The following is a 22,889-nucleotide window of genomic DNA, read 5'->3' as shown; positions in this document are numbered from 1 at the left end:
CGCTACGTTTCGCAGCTCGCTCTTCGCTCGGCCCTTCGCCAGCTTCGCTGCCTCGGTCTGGCCTGACGGCCACTGCTGCACATCGCTAGGCCTGCTCATCCATTTTTTTTCTTTTAGCTTTTTTCTTCGGCAGTTTGGCTTTTGTTTTTTATTCGCCATAATTATCCCAACCAACAAAAAAAGCCCCCTAAACAGGAGGCTTTATAACTATTGCTGTAAATTTTGAGTGTTTCCCTTTAATGGCAAACCATTGAGCGGAAGCGGCTGCCAGCTACTTTCAGGGGTAAACATCCAGATCGTTTGGTCTTGCAGCCGAAGCATATAGACCGTTTGTTGATCTTGCATAAAGGCCTGAAAATCGGCAATTTGGTAATTGTCAGGCAGGCCTTTGCTGGAAGAAGGCTGCCAAGGATGACCCGGAACAAACCACCAGATCGATTGATCTTCTAGAACGGCCACATAGCGGCTTCCATCTCGAGCAGAGCGGCTATAAGCCACAAAATGAGCAATTTTATAATCTTTGGGCAGGCCATCATTGGAAGAGGGCTGCCAGGGATAGCCAGGGGCATGCCACCAAATCGACTCATCTTCTAGGACCACCACCGTACGGATGTCCTTATCTTCTAGTCGAGTATAGGTAGAAAAATGTTTGACTTGCAGTTGATTCATGGCGTACTATTTTTTAGGAAAGAGGTCCATTGCGGCGGCCTGTTCCAGCATAAAGTTGCGAGCGGCCTCATACTCATTGGGGATTAGGCCATCGAGGATCGCCTCACGGATGGCATTTTTGAGTTGGCCCACCGTTCTGGAGGGCTTAATCTGGAAGGTCTCCATAATTTCCTCTCCCGAAATGGGGGGCTGCCATTGGCGGAGGTGGTCCTTTTCTTCTACCTCTTGTAGGCGTTGGCGGAGGAAGATGAGGTTGTCGGCATAGCGGGCCAATTTTTTGGGATTGGCAGTGGTGCTATCGGCCTCACACATCAAGAGGAGGTCTTCTAGATCGTCGCCCGCCTCAAAGAGGAGGCGGCGAATGGCAGAATCGGTAATATTTTCTCGGTCCTGTGTGAGCAGAATAGGCCGTTGGTGCATGCTCACGATTTTCTGGACCTTTTTCATTTTTTGGTCCAATGGCAACTTAAAACGCTTAAATATTTTGGGGACCAATTTGCCGCCCACGGCCTCATGCCCGTGAAAGCTCCAGCCTTGGCCCTTAAAATAGCGTTTGGTGAGGGGTTTGGCAATATCGTGCAAGAGAGCCGACCAGCGCATCCAAAGATCATCGCTCTTTTCGGCCATATTATCGACTACCTTGAGGGTGTGCCAGAAATTATCCTTATGGCGGACCCCTTCTTTCTCCTCTACCCCATGCATAGCGTAGAGCTCGGGGAAAATCAGCTCGAGTAGGCCCGACTTAAACAGTAGGCTAAGGCCCAAAGAGGGCTTAGTCGAAAGCATAATCTTATTCAGCTCACTACTAATGCGCTCTTGAGAGATGATGTGAATGCGTTCCCGCTCTGACTGAATAGCAGCGAAAGTCTTTTCCTCAATTTCGAAGCCCAACTGGCTAGCGAAGCGGATGGCGCGCATCATACGGAGCGGGTCATCGGAAAAGGTGGTTTCTGGAGCGAGCGGAGTGCGAATACATTTTGTCTCTAGATCGGCTAGGCCGCCAAAGGGATCTAGCAACTGGCCAAAATCGGCTTCATTGAGCGAAATGGCTAAGGCGTTAATCGTAAAATCGCGGCGATTTTGGTCATCTTCTAGGGTACCATCCTCTACAGTGGGTTTGCGAGATTCGGGGCGGTAAGACTCCTTACGAGCGCCGACCAGCTCGATTTCCCAATCCTTATGATGCAAGGCGGCTGTACCGAAGCGGGCATAAGTGACCACCTTAGGTTGTGGTTTTAAGCATTTGGCGATCGCCTTGGCCAGTTCGATACCGCTACCGACACAAACGAGGTCGAGGTCCTTCCCCTTACTTGAGCGGCCCAAAAGGCGGTCGCGGACATATCCGCCAATCACATAAGTAGGAAAGCCCAGCTTCTGAGCGGCTTGGGCAATAGTCTTAAACAAGGCCTCCTCTTGGGCCGTCATCTCAAATTGCATAGGAAGGTGCAAACTATGTTTTCAAATAGATTAGAAGGCGCAAAGATAGCAAAATTAAGCGCCCTCCCCAATTAGGGTCGAATAAACTCCAATTCTTCCTTGGGGCCAATACGGACAATCGTAGAGGGGGCTACTTCTTGGCGGTCATCTTGGCCATACTCACAAACATAATCTACTTTTTCTATGAGGCTGGGCTCGATTTCGCCAAAATGGGCGGGGCTAGTTTGGCCGCTATAATTGGCAGAGGTAGAGACCACGGCTCGGCCAAAAGCGCGGATAAAATCTTGGCAAAAAGCGGATTGGCAGACGCGGATAGCGATGCTGCCATCGGCGGCTAAGAGTTCTTTGGGAAGATTCTTTGGTTGATCGTAAATAATGGTGAGGGGGCGTTCATGAAAGCTAATGAGCTTAGCGGCCTTGGGGGGAACGGGAAAAACGTATTGCTTCAGCATCTCGATATCGGAGACGAGGAGGATCAGGGACTTTTCTGCGGGGCGCTGCTTGAGCTGGTACAACTGTTCTACAGCGGCTACATTATGGGCATCGCAGCCCAGGCCCCAAATCGTGTCTGTAGGATAGAGCAGGCTCCCTCCCTTTTGCAGACAGGCTAAAATTGCTGCTTTTTCGTCTTTCATTCTGTAGTTATATTAGGTCTTAAATTATTGGTCCTTAAGCAAGGGGGCAAAAAGCTATACTTTAGTTCCCCCAGATGTTCCGCACAAAAGTAATAGGATTAATACTTTTTACCGCATTTAATTTTGGTCCATTTGGATGGGACAGGCGGCGAAGCCGCCGCAGGCTGAGCTGCCGAAGCAGGGCCGCGCAGCGGCAGACCAAAGCCCGAAGGGCTGCAGGGCCGAGCAGAACTGCGAGCTGCGAAGTGGAGCGACCCGCCCGCAGGGCGGGGCAGCCCCAAAAAAAAGAAAAGCCAGCCCTTCTTAAAGAAAAGCTGGCGAAAAATGTTTAGTAGCATTGCCAAAAGGCGGTATCTTCAAAGAGATACATGACGCCTGAGTCGCCGAGGTTAAGGTCTGGCGCCAGTCGCTCATCAAATTGGCCAATAAAAGCGCCATGATGTTCATCGCTTTGGAGCCAGAGCGGTTGGCCGCCCAAGTAAGAGCAATTGAACAATTGTTGGCGGATCGCCTTTAGGGCTTCATTGGGGGCTTCCCAGCCAAAAATTTCGCTAGGGAGCATTAGGGCTTTTTGCTGAATCATTTGGCTAGCAAGGGGCGCAATGGGCGGAGTATTGGGCATAGCGGCCTGGCCCGTATGAAAATGGAGTTGGCTAGAGTCATTGAAGGGTAAAAAAGCCTCATTATCTGCTGGATTCGCCACAAAAAGAGAGAGAAAATCGGCTGGGGGCTGAGGCAGCTGCCGCAAATCTAGGCGCAAAACATGCTGCATAGGCTGGCCTTGGCGCTCGGGCCAATCGGTTAACTGGCTGGCTTGGCCGCCATAATAAGAAAGGCTGGAGCCGCCTTCTTCTCGCCAAAGGAGGATAACTTTTTCTTGTTTTGCCTCAGGGTTTTGGGCAAAATAGGCCTGGGCGGCCTGTTGGAGTGATTCGTACTTATTCATAGGCTTAATCGATTTGTAAAATTCTGGAGACCAACTCTTGTAGTAATTGGCCCGACTCGGTTTGTTCGTTGAAAAAGTCGCCCACCTGCGGCCAGCCCACCCCTTTGGAGCGGAGATCATAGATTTTGAGCAGGGCGATAATGGCCTCTAATTGAGGCAGAGAGTAATTCTTCTGCACATAGCGATAATCGGCGAAGCGCTTTGTTTTTTGGCCCGGACGGCCGTAGGCTTTTTGGCCGATAGCTGCAGCAATACTGACATCATCTAGATTAGTCAGGAAGCGGCAGATATAAGCCTTACTAAAGAAATTGTAGAGTACCCCCGTGAGCATGGGCAGGGGGCCTGCTTTGGGATTAGCCTGATAGTACTTGACAATTCGCTGGGCCTTGAGGGCATCTTTTTGGGCTAGGGCCGATTGTAGCTCAAAGACATTATAATCCTTACTAATGCCAATATTTTTCTCAATTTCTGCCTTTCCAATTAACTGGCCTTTGGGCTGGTTAATCAGCAGCTTTTCGAGCTCATTGGCGATCTTGCTCAGATCGTTGCCCAGATACTCGGCCAGCAGCTGGCCCGCCTCTTCTTCTATTTGGGCGCCTTTGTCCTTGAGGTAATTGCGGATCCAATTGGGCAGCTCATTTTCATAGGGCTTTTTACTTTCAAAAAGGACCGCCTTGCCCGCTTTTTCGGCCGCTTTGAGGCTTTTGCCTAGCTTTTTGCGGCTATCGAGTTTTTTGTGCTTATGTAAAATAAGCAAAAGCGTAGTGGGCAAGGGATTTTTGACATAAGCCTCTAGTTGGTCCAAACTGCGCATACTTTGGGCCTCCTTAAGGACCACCAACTGCCGTTCGGCCAGCATAGGGTAACGGCGGGCAGCATCTAGAACCTGCTTAAAGTCGGTATCCTTACCATACAAAATAGTTTGATTGAAAGCTTTTTGGTCCTCAGAAAGGGCATGGGCCTCAATAAAGTCGGTAATTTCATCAATATAAAACTCCTCCTCGCCATGCAAGAAGTAGATTGGGGCAATTTTGCCCTGTTTAAAATCTCGGATAATTTCTTTGGGGCTAGCCATAAATTAGACATCAAAGTTGATACGGACAATGGGCGTAGTGGGCTTAGATTGGCAGCTGAGGATAAAGCCTTGGGCGACCTCCTCCTCATCTAGGGCCAGACAGCGTTCCATCTCTACGCTTCCTTCTTCTATCTTGGCCATACAGCTAGAGCAGGCGCCAGACATACAAGAAAAAGGCGCATCGGCCCCTACCCTACGCAAACCATCTAAGATAGATTCTTTCTTTTGCAAAACGACCTCAAAGTCTTCCCCATCGATGCGGGCATAGACCTTGGCATTGGCTTGAGCATTCACCTCATTTTTTGGGGCTTCATCGGCATTGAACCATTCTCTGTGAATTTGGTCGATGCCCAAGTTTTCGCCTGCTTTTTGGGCGGCATCCATCAGGCCTGCGGGTCCACAAAGATAAAGCGCTTTGGGGCGACCATCCTCTGCCTGATGCTGCTTGATAAAGCGGCTAGCCTTTTTGGCGTCAATTCGTCCCACTTCGCCCTTCCAGCTTCGGTTCTTTTTGGCAAATAGGCCCATAAAACCGCCAGAGGTTTCGGTTTTGGGTTGGCTGAGGATATGTTGAACAAGCAGTTGGCCAGCATAGCGTTTTTCCAAGCCGTCTAGCTCTTCTTTAAACAAAATGCTGTCTTCTGTTCTATTTTGATAATAGAGAAAAACCCGACTTTTGGGGGCCAGTTCGATCACAGATTTCAAGATAGACAAAAGCGGCGTCAGTCCGCTTCCGCCCCCAAAAAGGAAATAATCTTTCTTCTCATCGGCTTGGGGTTGGGCCACAAAATGGCCTTCTGGGGGCATGACCTCAATTTGGTCTCCTGCCTTAAGCTGATCGTTAATATGATTAGAGACTAGGCCCTTGGGCACTCTTTTGACGGCCACGGCCAGGTCTTGGTCTAGGGCAGGACTAGAGCAGAGCGAATAGGCTCGGCGTTCTTCTTGGCCATTGAGGACAAAACGAAGCGTAACATATTGGCCCGCAAGATAGCTAAACTGCTCCTTAAGCGCTTGAGGAATCTCAAAAACGAGCTTTACGGTATCGCTAGAAAGCGAAATGACTTCTTTTAGAGTAAGCGTATAAAACTGATGGGCTGCATCCATAAAAAAGCTTATTGTTCTTCTTGCACCTTTGCATTTTTTTGCAGATAGCTCTGCTTAAAAATGCCTCGGCTTTTCATCAAAAAATAATTATCAAAGGCGGCTTGCAAAGAGATGTCATACTCTTGCAAAAAGGCTTCATCGGCTACAGAGCGGATGAACATTTTATCTGTTAGGGCCAACAGACGAGGGTTGATATCGTTCATGATCCCGGCCTCGATTCCTTTTCGGTAGAAGGCTTCGGCCACAAAAAGGGCTCGGTCTTGAAAATCCCGCATTTTGGCCCAGAGCTCAGGATAAAGCTGTCGGCTATCAATGAGAAACTGATTGGACATTTCGGCCAGCATGACCGAGGCGGTTTTGATCACCTCAAAATAGCGTTCGCTAAAGGTAATTTTATCATCGCTCAATTGGTCCTCAAAGGCTTCAATTTCGGTAATTCGCAGACGAACGACCGCATCTAGGATCTCGGCTCTAGAGGCAAAATACTTATACAAAGTGGCCTTGCTAATGCCCAATTTTGCGGCAATATCGTCCATAGTAAATTTGGTCAATCCATTGCGAAGATAGACCGTAGAGAGTTGTTCGATCCAGCTAGCTTTAAGGCTAGGGTCATCGATTCGTTCTTTTTTGACTGGTTTTCGTCCCATATATTATTGGAGTAGCGGCTAAAAAACTTTTTTTCGGCCATAAAGTTACCAAGTTTTGCGCAATTATTTTTTGTTTTTTTGGGGCTGCCCCTGCGGCCTGCGGCCTTGGGTCGCTACGCTGCGCAGCTCGCTACTCGCTCGGCCCTTCCCCGCTTTCAGCGGCTCGGTCTGGCCTTCGGCCACTGCTGCGCATCGCTCATCCGTTGCCAGCCGCCCTCTGGGCGGCCAAAAGCAGGCCCTGCGGGCCTGCCCAGCGCTTCCGCCTAAGCCTTTTTGGAGCAAACAGAGGACTTGGCGCCATGGCCCAGCGCTGCGGAGTGGGTGGCCGAAGGCCAGACCGAGCTTTTTGAGCAAAGCGAAAAAAGCGAAGGGCCGAACAGACCTGTGAGCCCCGTAGCATAGCGGCGGCCGACCTAGGCAGAGCCTAGCCGGCCGCGGGCCCCAAAGCCCCAAAAAAGAAAAAGCCAGTCCTCTTTACAGAAAACTGGCTTTATATATAGTCTATTGATGATTCTCATAAAAAAAGGAGCCCGATCTACACCAGGCGCTCAACCACCTACCCTTGCTTCGTTTCCGACCTGGGGGAGTTCAGTAGGAGCTGCCCGTGTCTCTTGGCTCCGCTGCAAATATAAGTCGGCTTTTTAGATTTGCCAAATCTTTTTTGAGTAGGCTGCAAGAGATGCAGGCTAAGTCTTTTGGAATCAGGCAGAAAAAATTTTAAAAATTGCGGAATTAGATAGGGGGAAAAGCTTAAATTAAACATCTGTTTAATAAAAAAAGCCGTACTCAAAAAGAAAGCCTATGAAGAAGTTAGTTTTATTTGCCCTCCTCCTCGTTTTTGGTCCTTTGCAAGGGCAGCAATGGGAATTGGCCAAAGAAAAATCAGAGATATCCGTTTATAGTCGCCCTTTGGCGGGTTGGGAAATGAAAGAGAGTCGAGCCGAAATGTATATTTCGGCCAATTTAGAAGCGGTAGAAGCGGCCATTAAGCGGGCAGAGATGCGCAAAAAGTGGATGTATGAAACCCCATTGAATGAAAACCTAGAGCAGGTTTCTGATGATGAATTCTATGTTTATTATCAGGTAGATATGCCTTGGCCGATAGAAAATCGGGACAATGTGACGCATTATAAAATACATCGTTTATCGGCAACAGAATTACGGATTGACTTTAGGAGTTGTCCGAAAAAGAAGGCCAAACAGGCGGGTTTTATACGAATTGAGGAGATGCAGGGGCATTGGTATTTTAAGGATATGGGCCGAGGGAAATTATTTGTTCGGCAGCAGTTGGTGGCCCATGCTGGGGGGAGTATTCCGGCTTGGTTGGCCAAAAAGTCGGTCATTGAGGGACCATATAAAACGATGACAAAATTTAGGGCCTTATTGGAGTAGGGCCACAGCAAAAGGCCCCGCTAGCAGTAGCTAGCGGGGCCTTTTTTGTGACTTAAAATAAAAAAGAGGCTGCCCTTATTCAGGACAGCCTCCCCTAAAAACCCAAACAAATAAACACAAAGACAATTCAAAGATACAGCTCTTATTGTAAATGTCAAATTACAGACTAAAAATATCCCCCAAAAGGGGTAATTTTAACAATTGTTAAAAAACGATGTACCTACACCAAATTAACAACATCTTGGCTATCAATAACTTCAATGCCTTTTTCTTTTAGCTCGGCAATTGCATTTTTTCCATCTTCTGCTTGCATATTTACTGCTCTACAAGCATCTTGGACCAAATAAGTTTTGAAGCCTAGAGCCTGAGCATCTAGGGCCGTAAACTTGACGCAATAATCTAGCGCAAGGCCTAGCACAAAAACGGTTGTGACGCCTTTTTCTTTCAAATAATCGCCTAGGCCGGTGGCTTTTCTATGGCCATTATCAAAAAAGCCGCTATAGCTATCAATATCTATATCTGTTCCTTTTTGGAAGATCTTGGTAATTTGGCTTTGGTCCAATTCATCCACCAATTCGGCCCCATAGCTTCCCTGCACACAGTGAATGGGCCAAAGGATTTGCGCTAAGCCATTGAGGTCAATTACTTGCCCAGGCTGTCGAAAAAGGTGGTTGGCGGCAAAGCTTTTGTGGTTGGCGGGATGCCAATCTTGGGTAGCGATCACCAGCTCAAAATGAGGCATTAGGCTATTGGCGATAGGGATTACGGCATTGGCATCGGGGACCTCTAGGGCGCCATATTGGCAAAAATCGTATTGTAAATCTACTAAGATAACTGCATTCATAAGTTGCTCTCTTTAGTCTTCGGTCTCTCTGGGTTGAAAGCGAATTTCAAAGATGAATTCGCCTAAGCGTTCAGACAGCCGTTGATATTTTTCTTTATTAAATTTATAGAGGTAGGCGGGGCGGTGCGGCACATTCTGTTGCCGTTCTTGTTGCTCGAGCAGTCCCATTTTTAGAATTTTGGACCTAAAATTTCGGCGGTTGAGTTGTTGGCCCAAAATGGTTTCATACAAGTTTTGAAGATCAGTCAGGGTAAACTTTTCGGGCAAAAGCTCAAAGCCAATAGGTTTGTACAAGACCTTTGCTCGGAGTCGCTCCAAGGCCATTTCTAGTACTTTATTATGGTCAAAGGCCAAGGGTGGCAGTTCCGAAATCTTAAACCATTTGGCTTGTCGGGCATCAGAAGCGGCCTTAATGGGATGTTCCGATAAATTGACTAGGGCATAATAAGCCACACTAATCACTCGGCCCCTAGGGTCTCGATTTGGTGCACCAAAGGTATAGAGCTGCTCGATAAAGATATCTTTAATGCCCGTTTCTTCTTCTAGCTCTCGTTTGGCGGCCAAATCTAGGTCTTCGCCCATATCTACAAAGCCGCCAGGCAAGGCCCAATGTCCCGCAAAAGGGTCATCTGCTCGTTCAATGAGCAAAATGCGCAAATCTGCGCTATCGTCTAAACCAAAAACCACACAATCTACCGTAACCGAGGGTCTTGGATATTCATAGGTGTATGCCATATTTTTTATTCCTTATTGTTTTTTATTCTTCAGTCCCTCTATCAAGGCGGCTTTAGTTTGGGCCAAATGCGCTTCTAGCCCCTTGGGGTACAACTTAAAATCTACGCCCTGGAAAAGAGCCAAATCTTGTTCTGCAGTCTTACGAATTTCGCCTAAGCTAGGCAATTTATAGCAAAGTTCGCCTTTTCTAAATATGGGCTGCAAGAGATCTTCGTATTTTCGGCTATCACAAACTATACTGCGGCCATCTAGGCTTTGCAATTGGCCCAAAGGGCTAGTTTGCAACTCATCCCAAATCATGTCGCCATAGGGCCGCCCATCGGTCAAATAATAGCGGCGAACTTGTAGTGCGCCCGGATTAGAGATTTTAATTGGCGTATTGGAGAGCTTAATTTTATAGGCCCATTTGCTGTTTGCGTCCTTGCGCAAGGCAGCCAATTTATAGACGCCGCCTAGAGCGGGCTGATTCTGAGCCGTAACCAAATTAGTCCCCACGCCCCAACTATCAATGGCCGCGCCCCCAGCCTTTAAGGTCCTAATTTTATCCTCATTCAGGCTATCGCTAGCAATGATTTTCGTCTTTTCAAAACCCGCCTCATCTAGGCGTTTTCTGGCCCAAATACTCAGGGCCCGCAAATCGCCACTATCTAGGCGAATTCCTAGTAAATCCTGTCCTTGCTCTCTTAATTCTCTACCGATTTCAATGGCTTTGTCTACTCCCTTTTGCGTATCATAGGTATCCACTAGAAAAACGCAATTAGCGGGCATGGCCTGCGCATAAGTAGCAAAGGCTTGCTGCTCATCCTCAAAACTCATGACCCAACTATGCGCATGAGTTCCCTTTACGGGAATATCATAGAGCTTGCCTGCCAATACATTACTGGTTGCGGCCACTCCGGCAATATAAGCTGCTCGAGAAGCGGAGAGACCGCCGTCAATTCCCTGCGCTCTGCGCAAACCAAACTCTAGGACCGTATCGCCCTGAGCGGCCAAACAAACCTGATGCGCCTTGCTAGCAATTAAGGTTTGAAAGTTTAGGATATTTAATAATGCCGTTTCTAAATTGGGCCTGAATCAATGGACCACGAACCCGCAAAAGGGGTTCATGCGCAAAAACAACTCGGCCCTCGGGCACCGCATCAATATCACAGCTAAACTTCATGCGCTGTAGATAATTTAAAAAGGCTTCCTCAAATAATGGGCGGCCATCGGCCCCCTTCAAGCCCCCCAAATACTGTATATCATCTACCGAAAAGACAAAATCTTGCATATAGGCAATGGCATCTTCCAAGCCTGCTGTAATGGCATAATTGGCCCCAAAAGGATTCTTTCGGTAAAACCAATGAAAAATGGCCTCTTCTTCCTGCCGGCCCGCCTTCCAATAGCCGTAGGCCATAGTAATTTGATAGAGGTCGGTGAGCAGGGCCAAACTGCTCCGATAGCGCTTATTTAAACTGTTTTGCATAGGGATATTTTATTTTGTAGGAACAAGATAATTAGACTTAGTTTATTTTCCAAACTAACTTAGTTTATTTTTCAAACTAAGTACCCTAGCAATTAGTTCAACTGCCTTGAAATTTTAGGTTTAAAAAGACTTATATTATTGATTATCAACTATTTAATTTCTAGGTCCTTTTGCGGTGGGCAGGCGGCGAAGCCGCCGCAAAGGCGCGCAGCGCCTCGGCTGAGGGGTTGTAGCAGGGCGGCGAAGCCGCAGACCGAGGCGCTCTGCGCCGAAGGGCCGAGCGAAGAGCGAGCTGCGAAATGGCCCGACCCGAGCGAAGCGAGTGGGCAGCCCCAAAACAGCAGTAGAGGAGTTAAAAAAGAGGATAATATTGAGCCAGGGCGGCAATGGCCAAAAACAGCAATTGCCAAAGCTCTGCCCAGCGGCTATTTTTCCAGGCTTGCCATTGTAGCCCAAGCAAGAGCGCCATAGGGAGCAAGCAGGCGGTTAGTTGGGCGGGTATTCCTTGATAGGCCAAGAGCTGCAAGGGGGCAAAAAAGAGGAAGATAAAAATGAGTTGTAAAAACTTCTGCTCCTTAATGGTCGTCTTTTGCTTGAGGGTTTGAAAATTGGCCCAAGAGAGGAGAAAAATCAGCAAAGCCGCCCCAAAAGAGGCCAAAAGAAAAGGGTCATTGAAGTTAGAAAAATCTTGGGCGAGCCAATTGGAAAAGGCATAAGTTTGGGCAAAATCGCCCCAATGATCAAAGAGAAAATAAGCTGTGCCTGTTAAGAATGCGGGTATGCTGCCCGAGAGCAGAATGACGGAAAAATCTCGGATGCTGGCTGGTCGAAGGGTGACCCAGGCCAATAAAAAAGCGGGTAAATAAAGGGCAAAAGGCAGATAAAACTGCATACTCAGGCCCATAAAGAGCGCGGCATTAGAAAGCGGCAAAACCGAGTTTCTCTGCTCATAGGATCGGTAGAGATTATAGAAACAGAGCAATAAACTCAAATTGCCCAGTAAGACTGGCGAGAGGCCCAAGCTCTGAGGAAACAAAGCTAGGCCAAGCAAGCTGCTGATGGCCACAAAAAATGTACTCTGTCGGCCCAAGCGGAAGCGATTGACCAATTGGTTGAGCCCAAAAGTCAAGACAAAAGCGAGGAGCAAAAAAAGCAAATTGGCCCCTAGTCCACTGCCGCCAAAATAAGGCGCTAGTGGTCCCAACTGCGCCAAAGAAGCCGTATCGGAGAGAAAAAAAACGGGCAAAAGGAGTAAAACTCCATAAATCAAGACAAAAAAGCCGGTAATAATATGATTGTTGCGAAATAAAGAGAGCACCTTTTCTTTTTATAGGGTAGAGGTAATTTGTTCATTTAGGGCAAAATGGGCCTTTTGTCTAAAAGATGATGGACAAGATCTTAATTCTTCAGTAAGTTCATCAAAAAAGCCTAAATTTACGGTCCATTTTACGCCTGACCGCCCCAAAATACAGCTTCAGCATGCGAAATACAATCGGTTTTCTGCTTTTCTTTCTCCCTCTTTTTCTTTTGGCCCAAACCGAAGAAGAAGAACAAGCAAATCCCCCCCTCCAATTGGGGCAATTTTATGCCGATATACATATCAACTCGAGTAGTAAGCCCTACAACTCTCGGACTGGAGACATGGACTACACGATCTGGGAGCCCATTTTTCATGATTGTGGCTACGACCGTTCTAGCCAAATGATGCAGGCCCTAGGCCCCTATCTGCCCAAATACTCGCAGGCGCATTTTGCAGCCTTAGCGCAGGGACGTAGCCGCCTTAGCTGCATGGCGCTTTCTCCGGTAGAGCGCCCGCTCATCAATGGCTCTAGTTTTTATAATGACCGAAATAAAAAAGCGACTGTTTCTTGCATGACGGGCATTGTGGCCAACCAACTTTTTTTGCGCCAAAAAGAAATGGATTATTTTGCCGACCTACTGGGTAATATTGAGTATTTGCAACGTTTTGAGGGCGAAAAAAGCTTTTACTATTTTCAGGGCAAAAAGCATCAGTACGAAATTATCCGCAATGCTGGGCAGCTCGACTCGGTGCTGGCTAGTCCCTACCGCCTCGGCATCTTGCTGAGCATTGATGGAGGCCATAGTTTGGGCCACTCTATATATATAGATGAAAATATTACCAATTTGGAGGAGTATAGCGAGCTGATGCGCAAAAATATTCGCCGCCTAAAGGGCCTACTCCCCATTTCTGATAATACCGATGAGTATATCCAAACGCCAATTCTCTGGATTTCCTTGGCCAAAAACTATGAAAATGGCCTAGGCGGAATGGCCAATAGCTGGAGCCGCGACGAAATTAACGTCTTTGGTAAGGTCAAGGCGGTCAATAATGGCCCTAGCCGTCTGGGTAAAGAAATTATTGAAGAACTTACCGCCCGAGAAGGCCGACGCATCCTGATTGATGTGAAACACATGAGCTACCGCTTTAGAAAATATTATTATCAGGCCATTGAACGGGCCTCGATTTTGGGCGAAAAAATTCCCGTGGTTTGTAGCCATTGCGGCATTAGCGGGTTGAGTTGGCAGCAACGAAATTATAAACGCAAAGATGACGATAATAAAAATAATACCTCTTATCTGAATCACTGGACCCAAAATCTCTCGGAGGAGGACCTCATCATATTTATAAATCAGGCGGCCTAATTGGCATTCCCTTAGATGCCTCGGTTTTGGGCGGCCAGCTGGCCCTAGAAGAAATTCGAATGAGCCCCGAGGGCAGTTTGCAACGCAAAAAAGCGGAGTTGCACCTCTTTATGGCCAATGTACTGACGGTGGTGCAGCTGGTTTCTAAAAGTAGTGGCTACAACTCCAAGCGAAAAAGTGTTTGGGATATTATGGCCCTGGGTTCCGATTTCGATAACATCAAGCAACCCCTCACGGCTTATCCCGATGCCTCTTATACCGCCAAATTGGCTGAAGATATTGAGGCCTTTTTGGCCCAGCCCGAAAACATTAGCAGTCTATTTACTAGCCGCCAAATTGAAGAGCTGATGGAGGGCTTTAGCCCAGAAGAACTGACCGAAAAGATCATGTCCAAAAATGCCTATGACTTTATTAAAAAGCAGCTAGAGCTCCAACCTAAACTAACGGGTCCACAAGCCCAAAAATAAGCTGCTGTTTTTTATTTTTTGGGGGCTGCCCCGCCCTGCGGGCGGGTCGGGCTGTGTCGGGCTCGCAGGTCTGCTCGGCCCATCGGCAGCTTTGCTGCCTCGGTCTGGCCTTCGGCCACCCTTTCCATCCCTCAGCCTGCGGCGGCGAAGCCGCCTGTAGGGATCCAATACGAGCATTTAGCTATGAATATCAATCAATTTTTTCAGACAGCCAGCTGGCGCTTTGCCCTTGTTTTGGGCTGCGTATTGGTCCTTTTGGGCTCTGTTTACTTTAATATTACGATTGGGCAGCAACTAGAAACGGCAGAGCGGCAGCGCATGCGTACCTGGGCTCAGGCCCAAGAAAGCATTTTAAAAGCAGCCAACAATTGCGACCTCAGTTTTCAGAGCCAAATCATTAGCGAGAATGAAGATATTCCCATGATTTTAGTGGATGGGGATTACCGCATTATTGATGTGCGCAACTATGGGGATAGGAGCTGGCCCAAGGACCGAAAATACTTTGAGAAGGAGCTAAAAAAACTGAGAGAAAAGAGCCAGCCTATTATTTATGAGGTGCCCGAACTACAGCTCAAAAACTACGTTTATTTTCGGCAATCTAAATTAATTACCTATTTAGAGGTCTCGCCTTATTTGCAATTTGCTTTATTATTGGCCTTTATCATTATGGCCTATTTATCGATTAAGGCCCTTAAAGATTTGCAGCAAGAGCGCATCTGGTTGGGCATGGCCAAAGAAACGGCCCATCAGTTGGGGACCCCCACCAGCTCTTTGGTGGGCTGGATAGAAAACATTCGTTTGTTTTATCCCGAAGATGAAAATCTGGGCATGATGGCCGATGAAATGGCCAAGGATGTAGAACTGCTCAATCAGGTGGCCTATCGCTTTTCTAAATTGGGAGCTTCGGCAGAATTGAAAGAGGAAGACCTTTTGCCTCGCCTAGAAAAACTGTTGGCCTATAGTAAAGAGCGGGCCTCTAGAAAAGTGCAGTTTATTGCGCCCAACTTTGAGGAACTGGCCCCTATTTTAGCCCCCATCAATGGACTTTTATTTGATTGGGTCATTGAAAACCTCTTTAAGAATGCCCTAGATGCCATGGATGGACATGGCGAAATTGCCCTGCGGGTCTATCAGGTTCAGCAGCAAGTAATTATTGAAATTCAGGATAGTGGAAAAGGCATGCCCAAAAAACTGCATAAAAAGATTTTTCAGGCGGGCTTTTCGACCAAACAGCGAGGTTGGGGCCTAGGGCTCTCCCTCTCTAAGCGAATTGTAGAACAATATCATAATGGGCGCATCTATGTAAAAGAATCGATACCTGGAGAAGGGACCATATTTAGGATCCAACTGCCCACAAGCCTAGGCTAGGCCTTCTGCGGTTTGCAGGCCCAAAGGGCCGCAGGCTGAGGGATAGAAAGCAGTGGCCCAAAGGGCCAGACCCAAGCCGCCAAAGGCGGCTGCAGGGCCGAGCAGAGCTGCGAGCTGCGATATAGCCCGACCCGAGCGAAGCGAGGGGCAGCCCCAAAAAAAGAAATAAAAAACCCGAGATAAAGAAGCGCTAAAAAAGAAGCCCTAGACGGATCTTTTTTGCTTTTAAAAAGGCTGGCATAAGCCATTTATTTTTTGTATTTTTGTAGCTATGGAAGAAAATAAAAACAACTTAGATCAACAACAGCCCGAGGTTCAGAATGCGGACTATGGCGCCGATAATATTCAGGCGCTGGAAGGCTTGGAGGCCGTGCGTATGCGGCCAGGTATGTATATTGGTAGCACAGATAGCAAAGGCCTTCATCATTTGGTATGGGAAGTCTTGGACAACTCGATTGATGAGCATTTGGCGGGTTATTGCGATGAGGTGACGATTACCGTGCACCCCAATAATTCGGTTAGTGTTTTTGATAATGGTCGGGGGATTCCCGTGGGCATGCATCAGAAGCTACAAAAATCTGCCTTGGAGGTGGTCATGACCGTCTTGCATGCTGGTGGAAAATTTGATAAAAAGACCTATCAGGTATCTGGTGGTTTGCATGGTGTGGGGGTTTCTTGTGTGAATGCCCTATCTAGCTTTTTGAAGGCGGAGGTGCATCGCGAGGGGCAGGTTTATGTGCAGGAATATAGCTGTGGGATTCCGCAAACCGAGGTAACTGTGATTGGGCAGACCGATCGAACGGGGACCAAAGTGACTTTTTTGCCTGATGCCAGTATTTTTTCGGCCACCAATTATATTTATGAAAACTTAGCCAAGCGCTTGCGGGAATTGGCCTATTTGAACAAAGGTTTGCGTTTGATCATCATTGATGAGCGCAAATTGGAGGAAGATGGCAGTTTCAAGCGGGAGGAATTCTTTTCTGAAGGAGGGCTTAAGGAGTTTGTTCAGGAAATGGACAACAATAACAACCGAGATATTTTGTTGCCCGAACCTATTCATGTGATGGGAGAAGAAGAGGGCGTATTTGTCGAGGTGGCTTTTCAGTACAACAACTCTTATCGGGAGAACCTTCGCTCTTTTGTCAATAATATCAATACGATTGAAGGCGGAACGCATGTTTCTGGATTCCGCAGAGCGGTGGGCCATGAGCTCAAGAAATATGGAGAGCGGACGGGCTTGTTTGCCAAGGCCAAGGCGACTATTTCTAGTGAAGATTTTCGAGAGGGCCTCACGGCTGTAGTGGCGGTAAAGGTGCCCAACCCGCAGTTTAAGGGACAAACCAAGGGCGAATTGGGCAACCAAGAGGTCAATTCTATTGTCTCGGGGGCGGTGCGTAAGGCCTTTGCTCTTTACTTGGAGGAAAATCCTTCTACGGCTAAGTTAATTATTGACAAGGTGGTTTTGGCCGCTCGTGCTCGTACAGCAGCTCGCAAGGCCAGAGAAATGGTACAGCGCAAAAACGTATTGACGGGTTCTGGTCTGCCAGGTAAACTGGCCGATTGTTCGTCTAGAGATGCTAGCCTTTCTGAAATCTTTTTGGTAGAGGGAGACTCGGCGGGTGGAACGGCCAAACAGGGTCGTAGCCGTGAGTTTCAGGCTATTTTACCTTTGCGGGGTAAGATCTTGAACGTAGAAAAGGCCATGGAGCATAAAATCTACGAGAATGAAGAGATCAAAAATATTTTTACGGCCCTAGGCGTACGCATAGCCGAAAAAGATGGCGATCGTTATCTGGATACCGAGAAATTGCGTTACCACAAAATCGTCATTATGTGTGATGCCGATGTAGATGGTAGCCATATCGTTACCTTGATTTTGACCTTCTTCTTCCGCTATATGCGCCCCTTGGTAGAGAACGGCTATGTTTATATTGCTGCGCCCCCCCTCTACTTGGTCAAGAAAGGCAAAAAACAAGTTTACTGCTGGGATGAGGCACAACGCCAAATGGCGGTAGCCGAATTAGGCGGACAGGGCGTTGGCGTACAGCGCTATAAGGGTTTGGGTGAAATGAATGCCGAGCAACTTTGGGAAACCACCATGAATCCCGAAACCCGCACCCTTCGTCAGGTACAGATTGAAGATGCCGAAATGGCCGATGACACCTTTAGTATGCTGATGGGAGATGCCGTGCCTCCTCGCCGTAAGTTTATTGAAGAAAATGCAAAATATGCTAATGTTGATGCCTAGGATTTAGGCCTCTATAGAGCGAAAAGCGAACTTCCCGAATTGGGAAGTTCGCTTTTTTTTGGCCCTAGGCTGACACAAAAGCAGCAAAAACGGGCCAATAAGTTAAGTCTCTAAATTGTCACAGCAACTATAGATCTATAGTATTTTTTAGGGGCTACTAGATAAAAGGCCCAAATATTTTCTTTGGGCAAGCAAGCTGCTAAAATAGGGCAAAAAGGAAGTTTAGCCAATCTAACAAGGTAAAACCAGCTGAAAATCAGCCACTTAAAAGCAAAAACAGGCAAAAAAATACTTTTTTAGCTTTTTTATGACTTCTAGATTGTAAAAGAAATGTTAAGCTGATTTAAATAAAATCTGGCTTTTAGGGTAACATTTTGACTAAAAATGTCATAAACAACTATAAGACCCAAACAAATTGCAGATAATCAATTGATTTACGGTATAAAATTTATTTTAATTGTAGTTAACGACAGGAAATAGAGAGGACACTAAAGGACAAAAAAGCGAAGGAAGAGTGACAAGAATTAACCAAACTTAATTCTTAGCTATAGTAAAAAGACAGAATTTTATCTGCATTTGGGTTGTTTTTTGCGTATTATAGAGAAAAACAGAGCCCTATGAACAAACAAATCTCATTTAACCAGTTATTTTTTGCTTTTTCTAGGGAAGTAGAACTCCTCTGGAAATTTACAAAAACCGACCTTTTGGTCTCGGTGGTATCGGCTAGTATTTTTATGCTAGTGGCGCTTTTTTCGGCCGCTTCGGTTAATCTTCAGAGCCTGGCTTATTTTGGCCTAGGACTTTGCTACTTTATTTTTTACATATATCCTTTTGATATTAGTAATCAGTTGGAGGCCATAGAAGAAGACAGACTCAACAAGCCTTTTCGGCCCTTGCCTTCTGGCCTAATTAACGAGCAAGGCGCTTATTTTCGCTATTATTTAGGCACGGCCATTTACCTAATTTTAGGCGCCTTTTTGGGCGTATTTTATTGGTCGCTGCTTTGGGTAATTGTTACCTATATGCTCAATTTGCGCGGCTGGGATAAAAACTGGATCACAAAAAATTTTGTCTCTATGGGCTTGGGCACTGCTGCTCAGCTAGGCGCCGCCTGGCAAATTATTGGTCCATTTAGCAACTCGGCTATTATTTGGATCAGCTTAATTTCTTTTTGGGTGGCCCTGACTTCTTGCACCCAAGATTTTAGAGATGTAGAAGGCGACCGCAAAACGGGCCGCAAAACCCTCCCTATCTTAGTGGGCGATAAAAAGGCCAGAATCATTACGATGAGCTTTTGGGCCATTATGTCGCTTAGTGTTGGAATCGTCTATTTTCAGTTGCAAGAGGGACTATTTTGGCTAGATCTTGCTTTAATCTTGCCTGCATTAGCTACGCATCTATATATTATGTACCGCCTTTGGTTTTTGCGCAGCCCCAAAGCAGACGGCAAAACTTACCTCATCCAATGCCTCCTCTATTGCTACCTTTTGTTGCTATCTGTCTATATTTTTCTGTAGATTTTTAGGGGCTGCCCACTCGCTTCGCTCGGGTCGGGCTATGTCGTGGCTCGCTACTCGCTCGGCCCTGCGCAAAATTTCGCTGCGCTCATTTTGCTCGGTCTGCGGCTTCGCCGCACCACTATCTATCCCTCAGCCTGCGGCCCTTCGGGCCTGTAGGACGCCATAAAAAACAAAAGGCCAAAGAAGATAAATCAACTGAAAAAATACCGATGAGCGGCCCAGCGCTGCGCAGCCGTGGCCGCAGGCCAGACCAAAGCCCGAAGGGCTGCAGGGCCGAGCAGACCTGCGAGCGGCGCAGCATAGCGGCGGCCAGCAAAGCTGGCCGCGGGCCCCAAAACCTAGACATCCCCTCCCCTACCAAAGTAGCAGCGATAAGAAGTTGCTGCTTTTTTTTGTCAAAAAGCGGCCGCCTAATCAAAAATCTTACCAAATGAAAACTTAAATTTGATTTTAAGGGCTAAAAATAGTAACTTTAGTAAGTAAGCGGGCGTATATAGCCCCTATAACCCTTTTCGCACAGCCTATTTAAACGATAAATATATGCTCAAGCAACAGCAATCTCAGAAGATGATGCAAAAGCTATCGCCTCAGCAAATTCAGCTGATGAAGCTTTTGCAAGTGCCCACCGATATGCTAGAACAGCGGGTCCAACAGGAACTAGAAGGTAACCCTGCTCTAGAAATTGATGAGCACCAAAATGAGGAAGAAGAAAAAGAAGACCCCTTAGAGGAGGAATATTTGATTGGAAATGAGGAATCGGAGAAAAAAGAGGAAGAAGAAGAGCTCAATGACCCCGATTTTGAGGATTATTTGGAAGAATATTTAGGCGATGATGTTGCTTCTTATAAATTAGAGGTCAATAATTACTCGCCCGACCAAGAAGAAAAGACCATTCCCGCTGCTGTAGAATCTAGTTTTCAGGAACAGCTAGAGCGGCAGTTGGGCATGCGAGAACTGACGGAATCGGAGGAATTGATTGCGCGGCAGATTATGGGCAGCTTGGATGATGATGGTTATTTGCGGAGAGAGCCTATTGCCTTGGCCGACGACCTATTATTTGCCGAAAATGTTCGTTTTAGCGAGGCTGAAATCCTACGTGTTTTGGAGGAGGTGATTCATCAGTTTGAGCCCGCTGGAATTGGCGCTAGAGATTTGCGGGAATGTTTGCTTTTGCAATTGGACCGCAAACTACAGTCTGAAGAAGTGCAGCAATACTATGATGAAAAGGAAATGAAGAGCCTCAAATTGGCCCATCGAATTATCAAAGACTACTTTGAGCCCTTTTCTAAAAAGCACTACAAGAAGCTGATTCGCCAACTCAATATTTTTAGAGAGGACCTCAAAGAGGCGACCGATGAAATTTTGAAACTCAACCCCAAGCCCGGTAGCGTTTACGCTTCTTCTTCTAAGATTAAGAAATATGTAGTGCCCGACTTTATTATTGAGAACAAAAACGGAGAGCTAGACCTGCGCTTGAACAGCCGCAATGCTCCTGAACTTCGGATCAATCGGGAATATAAAAACATGTTGGAGGCCTATAGCGCCAGCAAGAAAGACAAAAAACAGCGAGAAGCCATCATGTTTGTCAAGCAAAAAATTGATGCCGCTCGTTGGTTTATTGATGCCATTCGTCAGCGTCAGGACACCATGTTTAGGACCATGTACACCATCATGAACTATCAGGAAGACTTCTTTTTGACGGGAGATGAGAAGCGCTTGCGGCCCATGATTCTAAAAGACATTGCCGAAATTACGGGCCTAGATATCTCGACCATTTCGCGGGTGGCCAACAGCAAATACGTACAAACTGAATTTGGGACCAAGCGGCTCAAGAGCTTTTTCTCAGAGTCTTTGCAGACCCAATCTGGAGAGGAGGTCTCTACCTTAGAGGTCAAGAAAATTTTGACCGAAATCATTGAGGCAGAGAACAAGCGCAAGCCCCTTTCTGATGAGAAACTGAAAACGGCCTTACAAGATAAGGGCTATAATATTGCTCGAAGAACGGTAGCCAAATACCGAGAGCAGTTGAATATTCCGGTGGCTCGTTTGCGTAAAGAAATTTAAGAAAAAAGCCCTGATCTTAAGGATCAGGGCTTTTTTGATTTATAGAACGGGGGTACCGTCTTTTCCTTTTTTCAGCATCAATTTAAGAAACTCCACATCGGGTAGGCGGCCATTGGCCTCTTCTCGGGGGAGCATTCGGCCGCTGCTACTATCTAGACGTTGGTGTGGAGGCGCAATAATAATGACCCTTTGTTTATTGGTTTGGGGGTCTCGGATAATAATGCGTTTGCCCTCCTGCATCAGTTCGCGTTCGGAGGGATTGGCCTTAAAGTTTAGAAAATAGAGGGCCGAAAAGCTGCAAAGGCTCAAGCTGGCCACTCCTATTTGGTAAAAAATTCTTTTTGACATCCTTATCGGCTTTAATCTCGATCTTGTTCTTGCATCCAAGAGAGCAACTCCCCAAAGCTTTTTTGTAGCGCTTGGCTAGCTTTGGGATCAGTTCCTTTTTCTTGCAGGTAAAGGTCGAATAGTCCTTCTGGGCTCAATTCTGCTAGGTCTTTTTCTGGACCTTTAGCCGCCTTTTCCCGGCTATTGAGCTCCGACTTTTGCTGCATAGAAATTAGCTCGGCGGCTTTGCCTTTCAGTATTTTGCGAAACTCTTGTTCTAGAGCGGGTAAAAACTGTGGCACTTCTAGTTCTAGCTTGAGTAAATCACTTACTTTTTCGCCTTGAGCGGGCAGTTTTTCCAGTTTGGCCCTAATTTTTTGCTCATCGCCCTTATAAAAGATTAAACGCCGAAGCAGCTTTAAGGGTTTCATTTTATTTTGGACCAACTTTCGGCCCTCAAACTCCAGCAACTGCACAGATTGAGCATAATTGATTTCATTGAAATCCATGGGCAAGATAGAGCCCGAATAACAGATCCGCCCCTGCTCCCCTAATTTTTGTGGGCGGTGCAAATGCCCTAGGGCCACATAATCAAAAAGGGCGGGAAAATCTTGGGCGGGAAAAAGGTCGGCCTGACCAATATGGATATAATCACTACGGCCATCTCGCTGCCCTTGGTCCACATATAAATGCCCCGTAGTAATTAGCGGAATATTCAGTGCTGTTTTATCGGCTAGCAGAGCGGCTAAATCTGCATAATGCTGTCGGATGGCCAAACGGAGCGCCTTAATTCGCTCTTCATAGGGTAGCATTTGGCCTTGTCGGAGCTCTCTTTCTCGCAAAAAGGGGACGGCCGCTACATAAGCTTGTAGTTCGCCCTGGGGATTTCGGACCTCAATGAGCTGTTCTTCTAAGGTTTCGGGCAAATTGGCCAATACCTTTATATTAAAGCTATCCAGCAGCAGTTTGCTACTATCCAAAAAATTAAAGGAATCGTGATTGCCCGCCACCACCACTACCGTATGACAAGAGGTCTGTTGTAGGGCTTTGAGGAAATTATAATACTGTGCCTGCGCATAATTGGGCGGCAGGTGTTGGTCAAAAATATCGCCGGCAATAAGGAGCAGCTCCACTTCTTCGGCAATAATAAGGTCTATAATCTGCTGAAGAACAGCCGCATGTTCCTCTTCTCTAGTTTGGTTGAATAATTTATGGCCCAAATGCCAATCGGCGGTATGTAGTACTTTCATCTTTGTTGCTTTGTTGCACAAGAAACAAA

The 22,889-nt window shown here is 46.8% G+C and carries 19 protein-coding genes and 1 pseudogene; 7 read left to right on the top strand and 13 right to left on the bottom strand.

Annotated features, from left to right (window positions below; genetic code table 11):
• Nucleotides 1–207 precede the first annotated feature (207 nt).
• From OP864_RS13125 to OP864_RS13095, 7 genes are all read right to left on the bottom strand, one after another.
• Nucleotides 208–669 (bottom strand): hypothetical protein, encoded by a 462-nt coding sequence (locus OP864_RS13125; protein WP_270098614.1) that lies wholly within the window; start codon nucleotides 667–669, stop codon nucleotides 208–210.
• A gap of 6 nt (nucleotides 670–675) precedes the next feature.
• On the bottom strand, nucleotides 676–2,106 hold the full coding sequence (locus OP864_RS13120) for a CCA tRNA nucleotidyltransferase (RefSeq protein ID WP_270098613.1): 1,431 nt from the start codon (nucleotides 2,104–2,106) through the stop codon (nucleotides 676–678).
• A 71-nt stretch (nucleotides 2,107–2,177) separates the two neighbouring features.
• The gene (locus tag OP864_RS13115) at nucleotides 2,178–2,741 is read right to left on the bottom strand and encodes an L-threonylcarbamoyladenylate synthase (protein WP_270098612.1); all 564 of its coding nucleotides are present in this window, start codon (nucleotides 2,739–2,741) and stop codon (nucleotides 2,178–2,180) included.
• A gap of 328 nt (nucleotides 2,742–3,069) precedes the next feature.
• Nucleotides 3,070–3,687: a hypothetical protein gene (locus OP864_RS13110; protein WP_270098611.1), complete on the bottom strand. Its 618-nt coding sequence runs from the start codon at nucleotides 3,685–3,687 to the stop codon at nucleotides 3,070–3,072.
• 4 nt (nucleotides 3,688–3,691) lie between these two features.
• Nucleotides 3,692–4,762 carry a DNA polymerase III subunit delta gene (gene holA / locus OP864_RS13105; RefSeq protein WP_270098610.1) on the bottom strand — a complete coding sequence of 357 codons (1,071 nt, stop codon included), beginning with the start codon at nucleotides 4,760–4,762 and terminating at the stop codon, nucleotides 3,692–3,694.
• Between the two features lie 3 nt (nucleotides 4,763–4,765).
• Entirely contained in the window at nucleotides 4,766–5,869 is a 1,104-nt protein-coding gene (locus OP864_RS13100) for a ferredoxin--NADP reductase (protein WP_270098609.1), read from the bottom strand.
• Between the two features lie 8 nt (nucleotides 5,870–5,877).
• On the bottom strand, nucleotides 5,878–6,516 hold the full coding sequence (locus OP864_RS13095; protein ID WP_270098608.1) for a TetR/AcrR family transcriptional regulator: 639 nt from the start codon (nucleotides 6,514–6,516) through the stop codon (nucleotides 5,878–5,880).
• Nucleotides 6,517–7,317: 801 nt separating this feature from the next.
• Between OP864_RS13095 and OP864_RS13090 the strand changes: the two genes are divergently transcribed.
• Complete coding sequence (locus OP864_RS13090; RefSeq protein WP_270098607.1) at nucleotides 7,318–7,908, top strand: START domain-containing protein; 591 nt, start codon at nucleotides 7,318–7,320, stop codon at nucleotides 7,906–7,908.
• 220 nt (nucleotides 7,909–8,128) lie between these two features.
• Here the strand turns inward: OP864_RS13090 and pncA are convergent, their stop codons facing one another.
• The 4 genes and pseudogenes from pncA to OP864_RS13065 all read right to left on the bottom strand — a co-directional run bounded on the left by pncA (nucleotide 8,129) and on the right by OP864_RS13065 (nucleotide 12,270).
• Complete coding sequence (pncA, locus tag OP864_RS13085) at nucleotides 8,129–8,752, bottom strand: bifunctional nicotinamidase/pyrazinamidase (protein ID WP_270098606.1); 624 nt, start codon at nucleotides 8,750–8,752, stop codon at nucleotides 8,129–8,131.
• A 12-nt stretch (nucleotides 8,753–8,764) separates the two neighbouring features.
• Nucleotides 8,765–9,487 carry an NUDIX hydrolase gene (locus tag OP864_RS13080; protein WP_015693578.1) on the bottom strand — a complete coding sequence of 241 codons (723 nt, stop codon included), beginning with the start codon at nucleotides 9,485–9,487 and terminating at the stop codon, nucleotides 8,765–8,767.
• Between the two features lie 12 nt (nucleotides 9,488–9,499).
• Nucleotides 9,500–10,952, bottom strand: a pseudogene (locus OP864_RS13075) (nicotinate phosphoribosyltransferase).
• A 352-nt stretch (nucleotides 10,953–11,304) separates the two neighbouring features.
• The gene (locus tag OP864_RS13065) at nucleotides 11,305–12,270 is read right to left on the bottom strand and encodes a hypothetical protein (RefSeq protein ID WP_270098604.1); all 966 of its coding nucleotides are present in this window, start codon (nucleotides 12,268–12,270) and stop codon (nucleotides 11,305–11,307) included.
• Nucleotides 12,271–12,431: 161 nt separating this feature from the next.
• Between OP864_RS13065 and OP864_RS13060 the strand changes: the two genes are divergently transcribed.
• From OP864_RS13060 to rpoN, 6 genes are all read left to right on the top strand, one after another.
• Complete coding sequence (locus OP864_RS13060; protein ID WP_270098603.1) at nucleotides 12,432–13,616, top strand: amidohydrolase family protein; 1,185 nt, start codon at nucleotides 12,432–12,434, stop codon at nucleotides 13,614–13,616.
• A gap of 26 nt (nucleotides 13,617–13,642) precedes the next feature.
• The gene (locus OP864_RS13055) at nucleotides 13,643–14,083 is read left to right on the top strand and encodes a hypothetical protein (RefSeq protein ID WP_270098602.1); all 441 of its coding nucleotides are present in this window, start codon (nucleotides 13,643–13,645) and stop codon (nucleotides 14,081–14,083) included.
• 183 nt (nucleotides 14,084–14,266) lie between these two features.
• Nucleotides 14,267–15,451 (top strand): sensor histidine kinase, encoded by a 1,185-nt coding sequence (locus OP864_RS13050; protein ID WP_270098601.1) that lies wholly within the window; start codon nucleotides 14,267–14,269, stop codon nucleotides 15,449–15,451.
• Between the two features lie 271 nt (nucleotides 15,452–15,722).
• Complete coding sequence (gene gyrB, locus OP864_RS13045) at nucleotides 15,723–17,699, top strand: DNA topoisomerase (ATP-hydrolyzing) subunit B (protein ID WP_270098600.1); 1,977 nt, start codon at nucleotides 15,723–15,725, stop codon at nucleotides 17,697–17,699.
• Between the two features lie 617 nt (nucleotides 17,700–18,316).
• Nucleotides 18,317–19,216, top strand: coding sequence for a UbiA family prenyltransferase (locus OP864_RS13040; protein ID WP_270098599.1), 900 nt, complete (start codon nucleotides 18,317–18,319; stop codon nucleotides 19,214–19,216).
• 543 nt (nucleotides 19,217–19,759) lie between these two features.
• A complete protein-coding gene (gene rpoN / locus OP864_RS13035; protein ID WP_270098598.1) occupies nucleotides 19,760–21,283 on the top strand; it encodes an RNA polymerase factor sigma-54 in 1,524 nt (507 codons plus the stop codon).
• Between the two features lie 39 nt (nucleotides 21,284–21,322).
• On the opposite strand, the gene OP864_RS13030 is transcribed toward rpoN, so the two are convergent.
• Nucleotides 21,323–21,631 carry a hypothetical protein gene (locus tag OP864_RS13030; protein WP_270098597.1) on the bottom strand — a complete coding sequence of 103 codons (309 nt, stop codon included), beginning with the start codon at nucleotides 21,629–21,631 and terminating at the stop codon, nucleotides 21,323–21,325.
• A gap of 11 nt (nucleotides 21,632–21,642) precedes the next feature.
• A complete protein-coding gene (locus tag OP864_RS13025; RefSeq protein WP_270098596.1) occupies nucleotides 21,643–22,860 on the bottom strand; it encodes an exonuclease SbcCD subunit D C-terminal domain-containing protein in 1,218 nt (405 codons plus the stop codon).
• Nucleotides 22,861–22,889 lie beyond the last annotated feature (29 nt).

This window comes from Saprospira grandis, from assembly GCF_027594745.1.
Taxonomy (GTDB): domain Bacteria; phylum Bacteroidota; class Bacteroidia; order Chitinophagales; family Saprospiraceae; genus Saprospira; species Saprospira grandis.
This window is presented reverse-complemented; position numbering and strand designations above follow the sequence as displayed.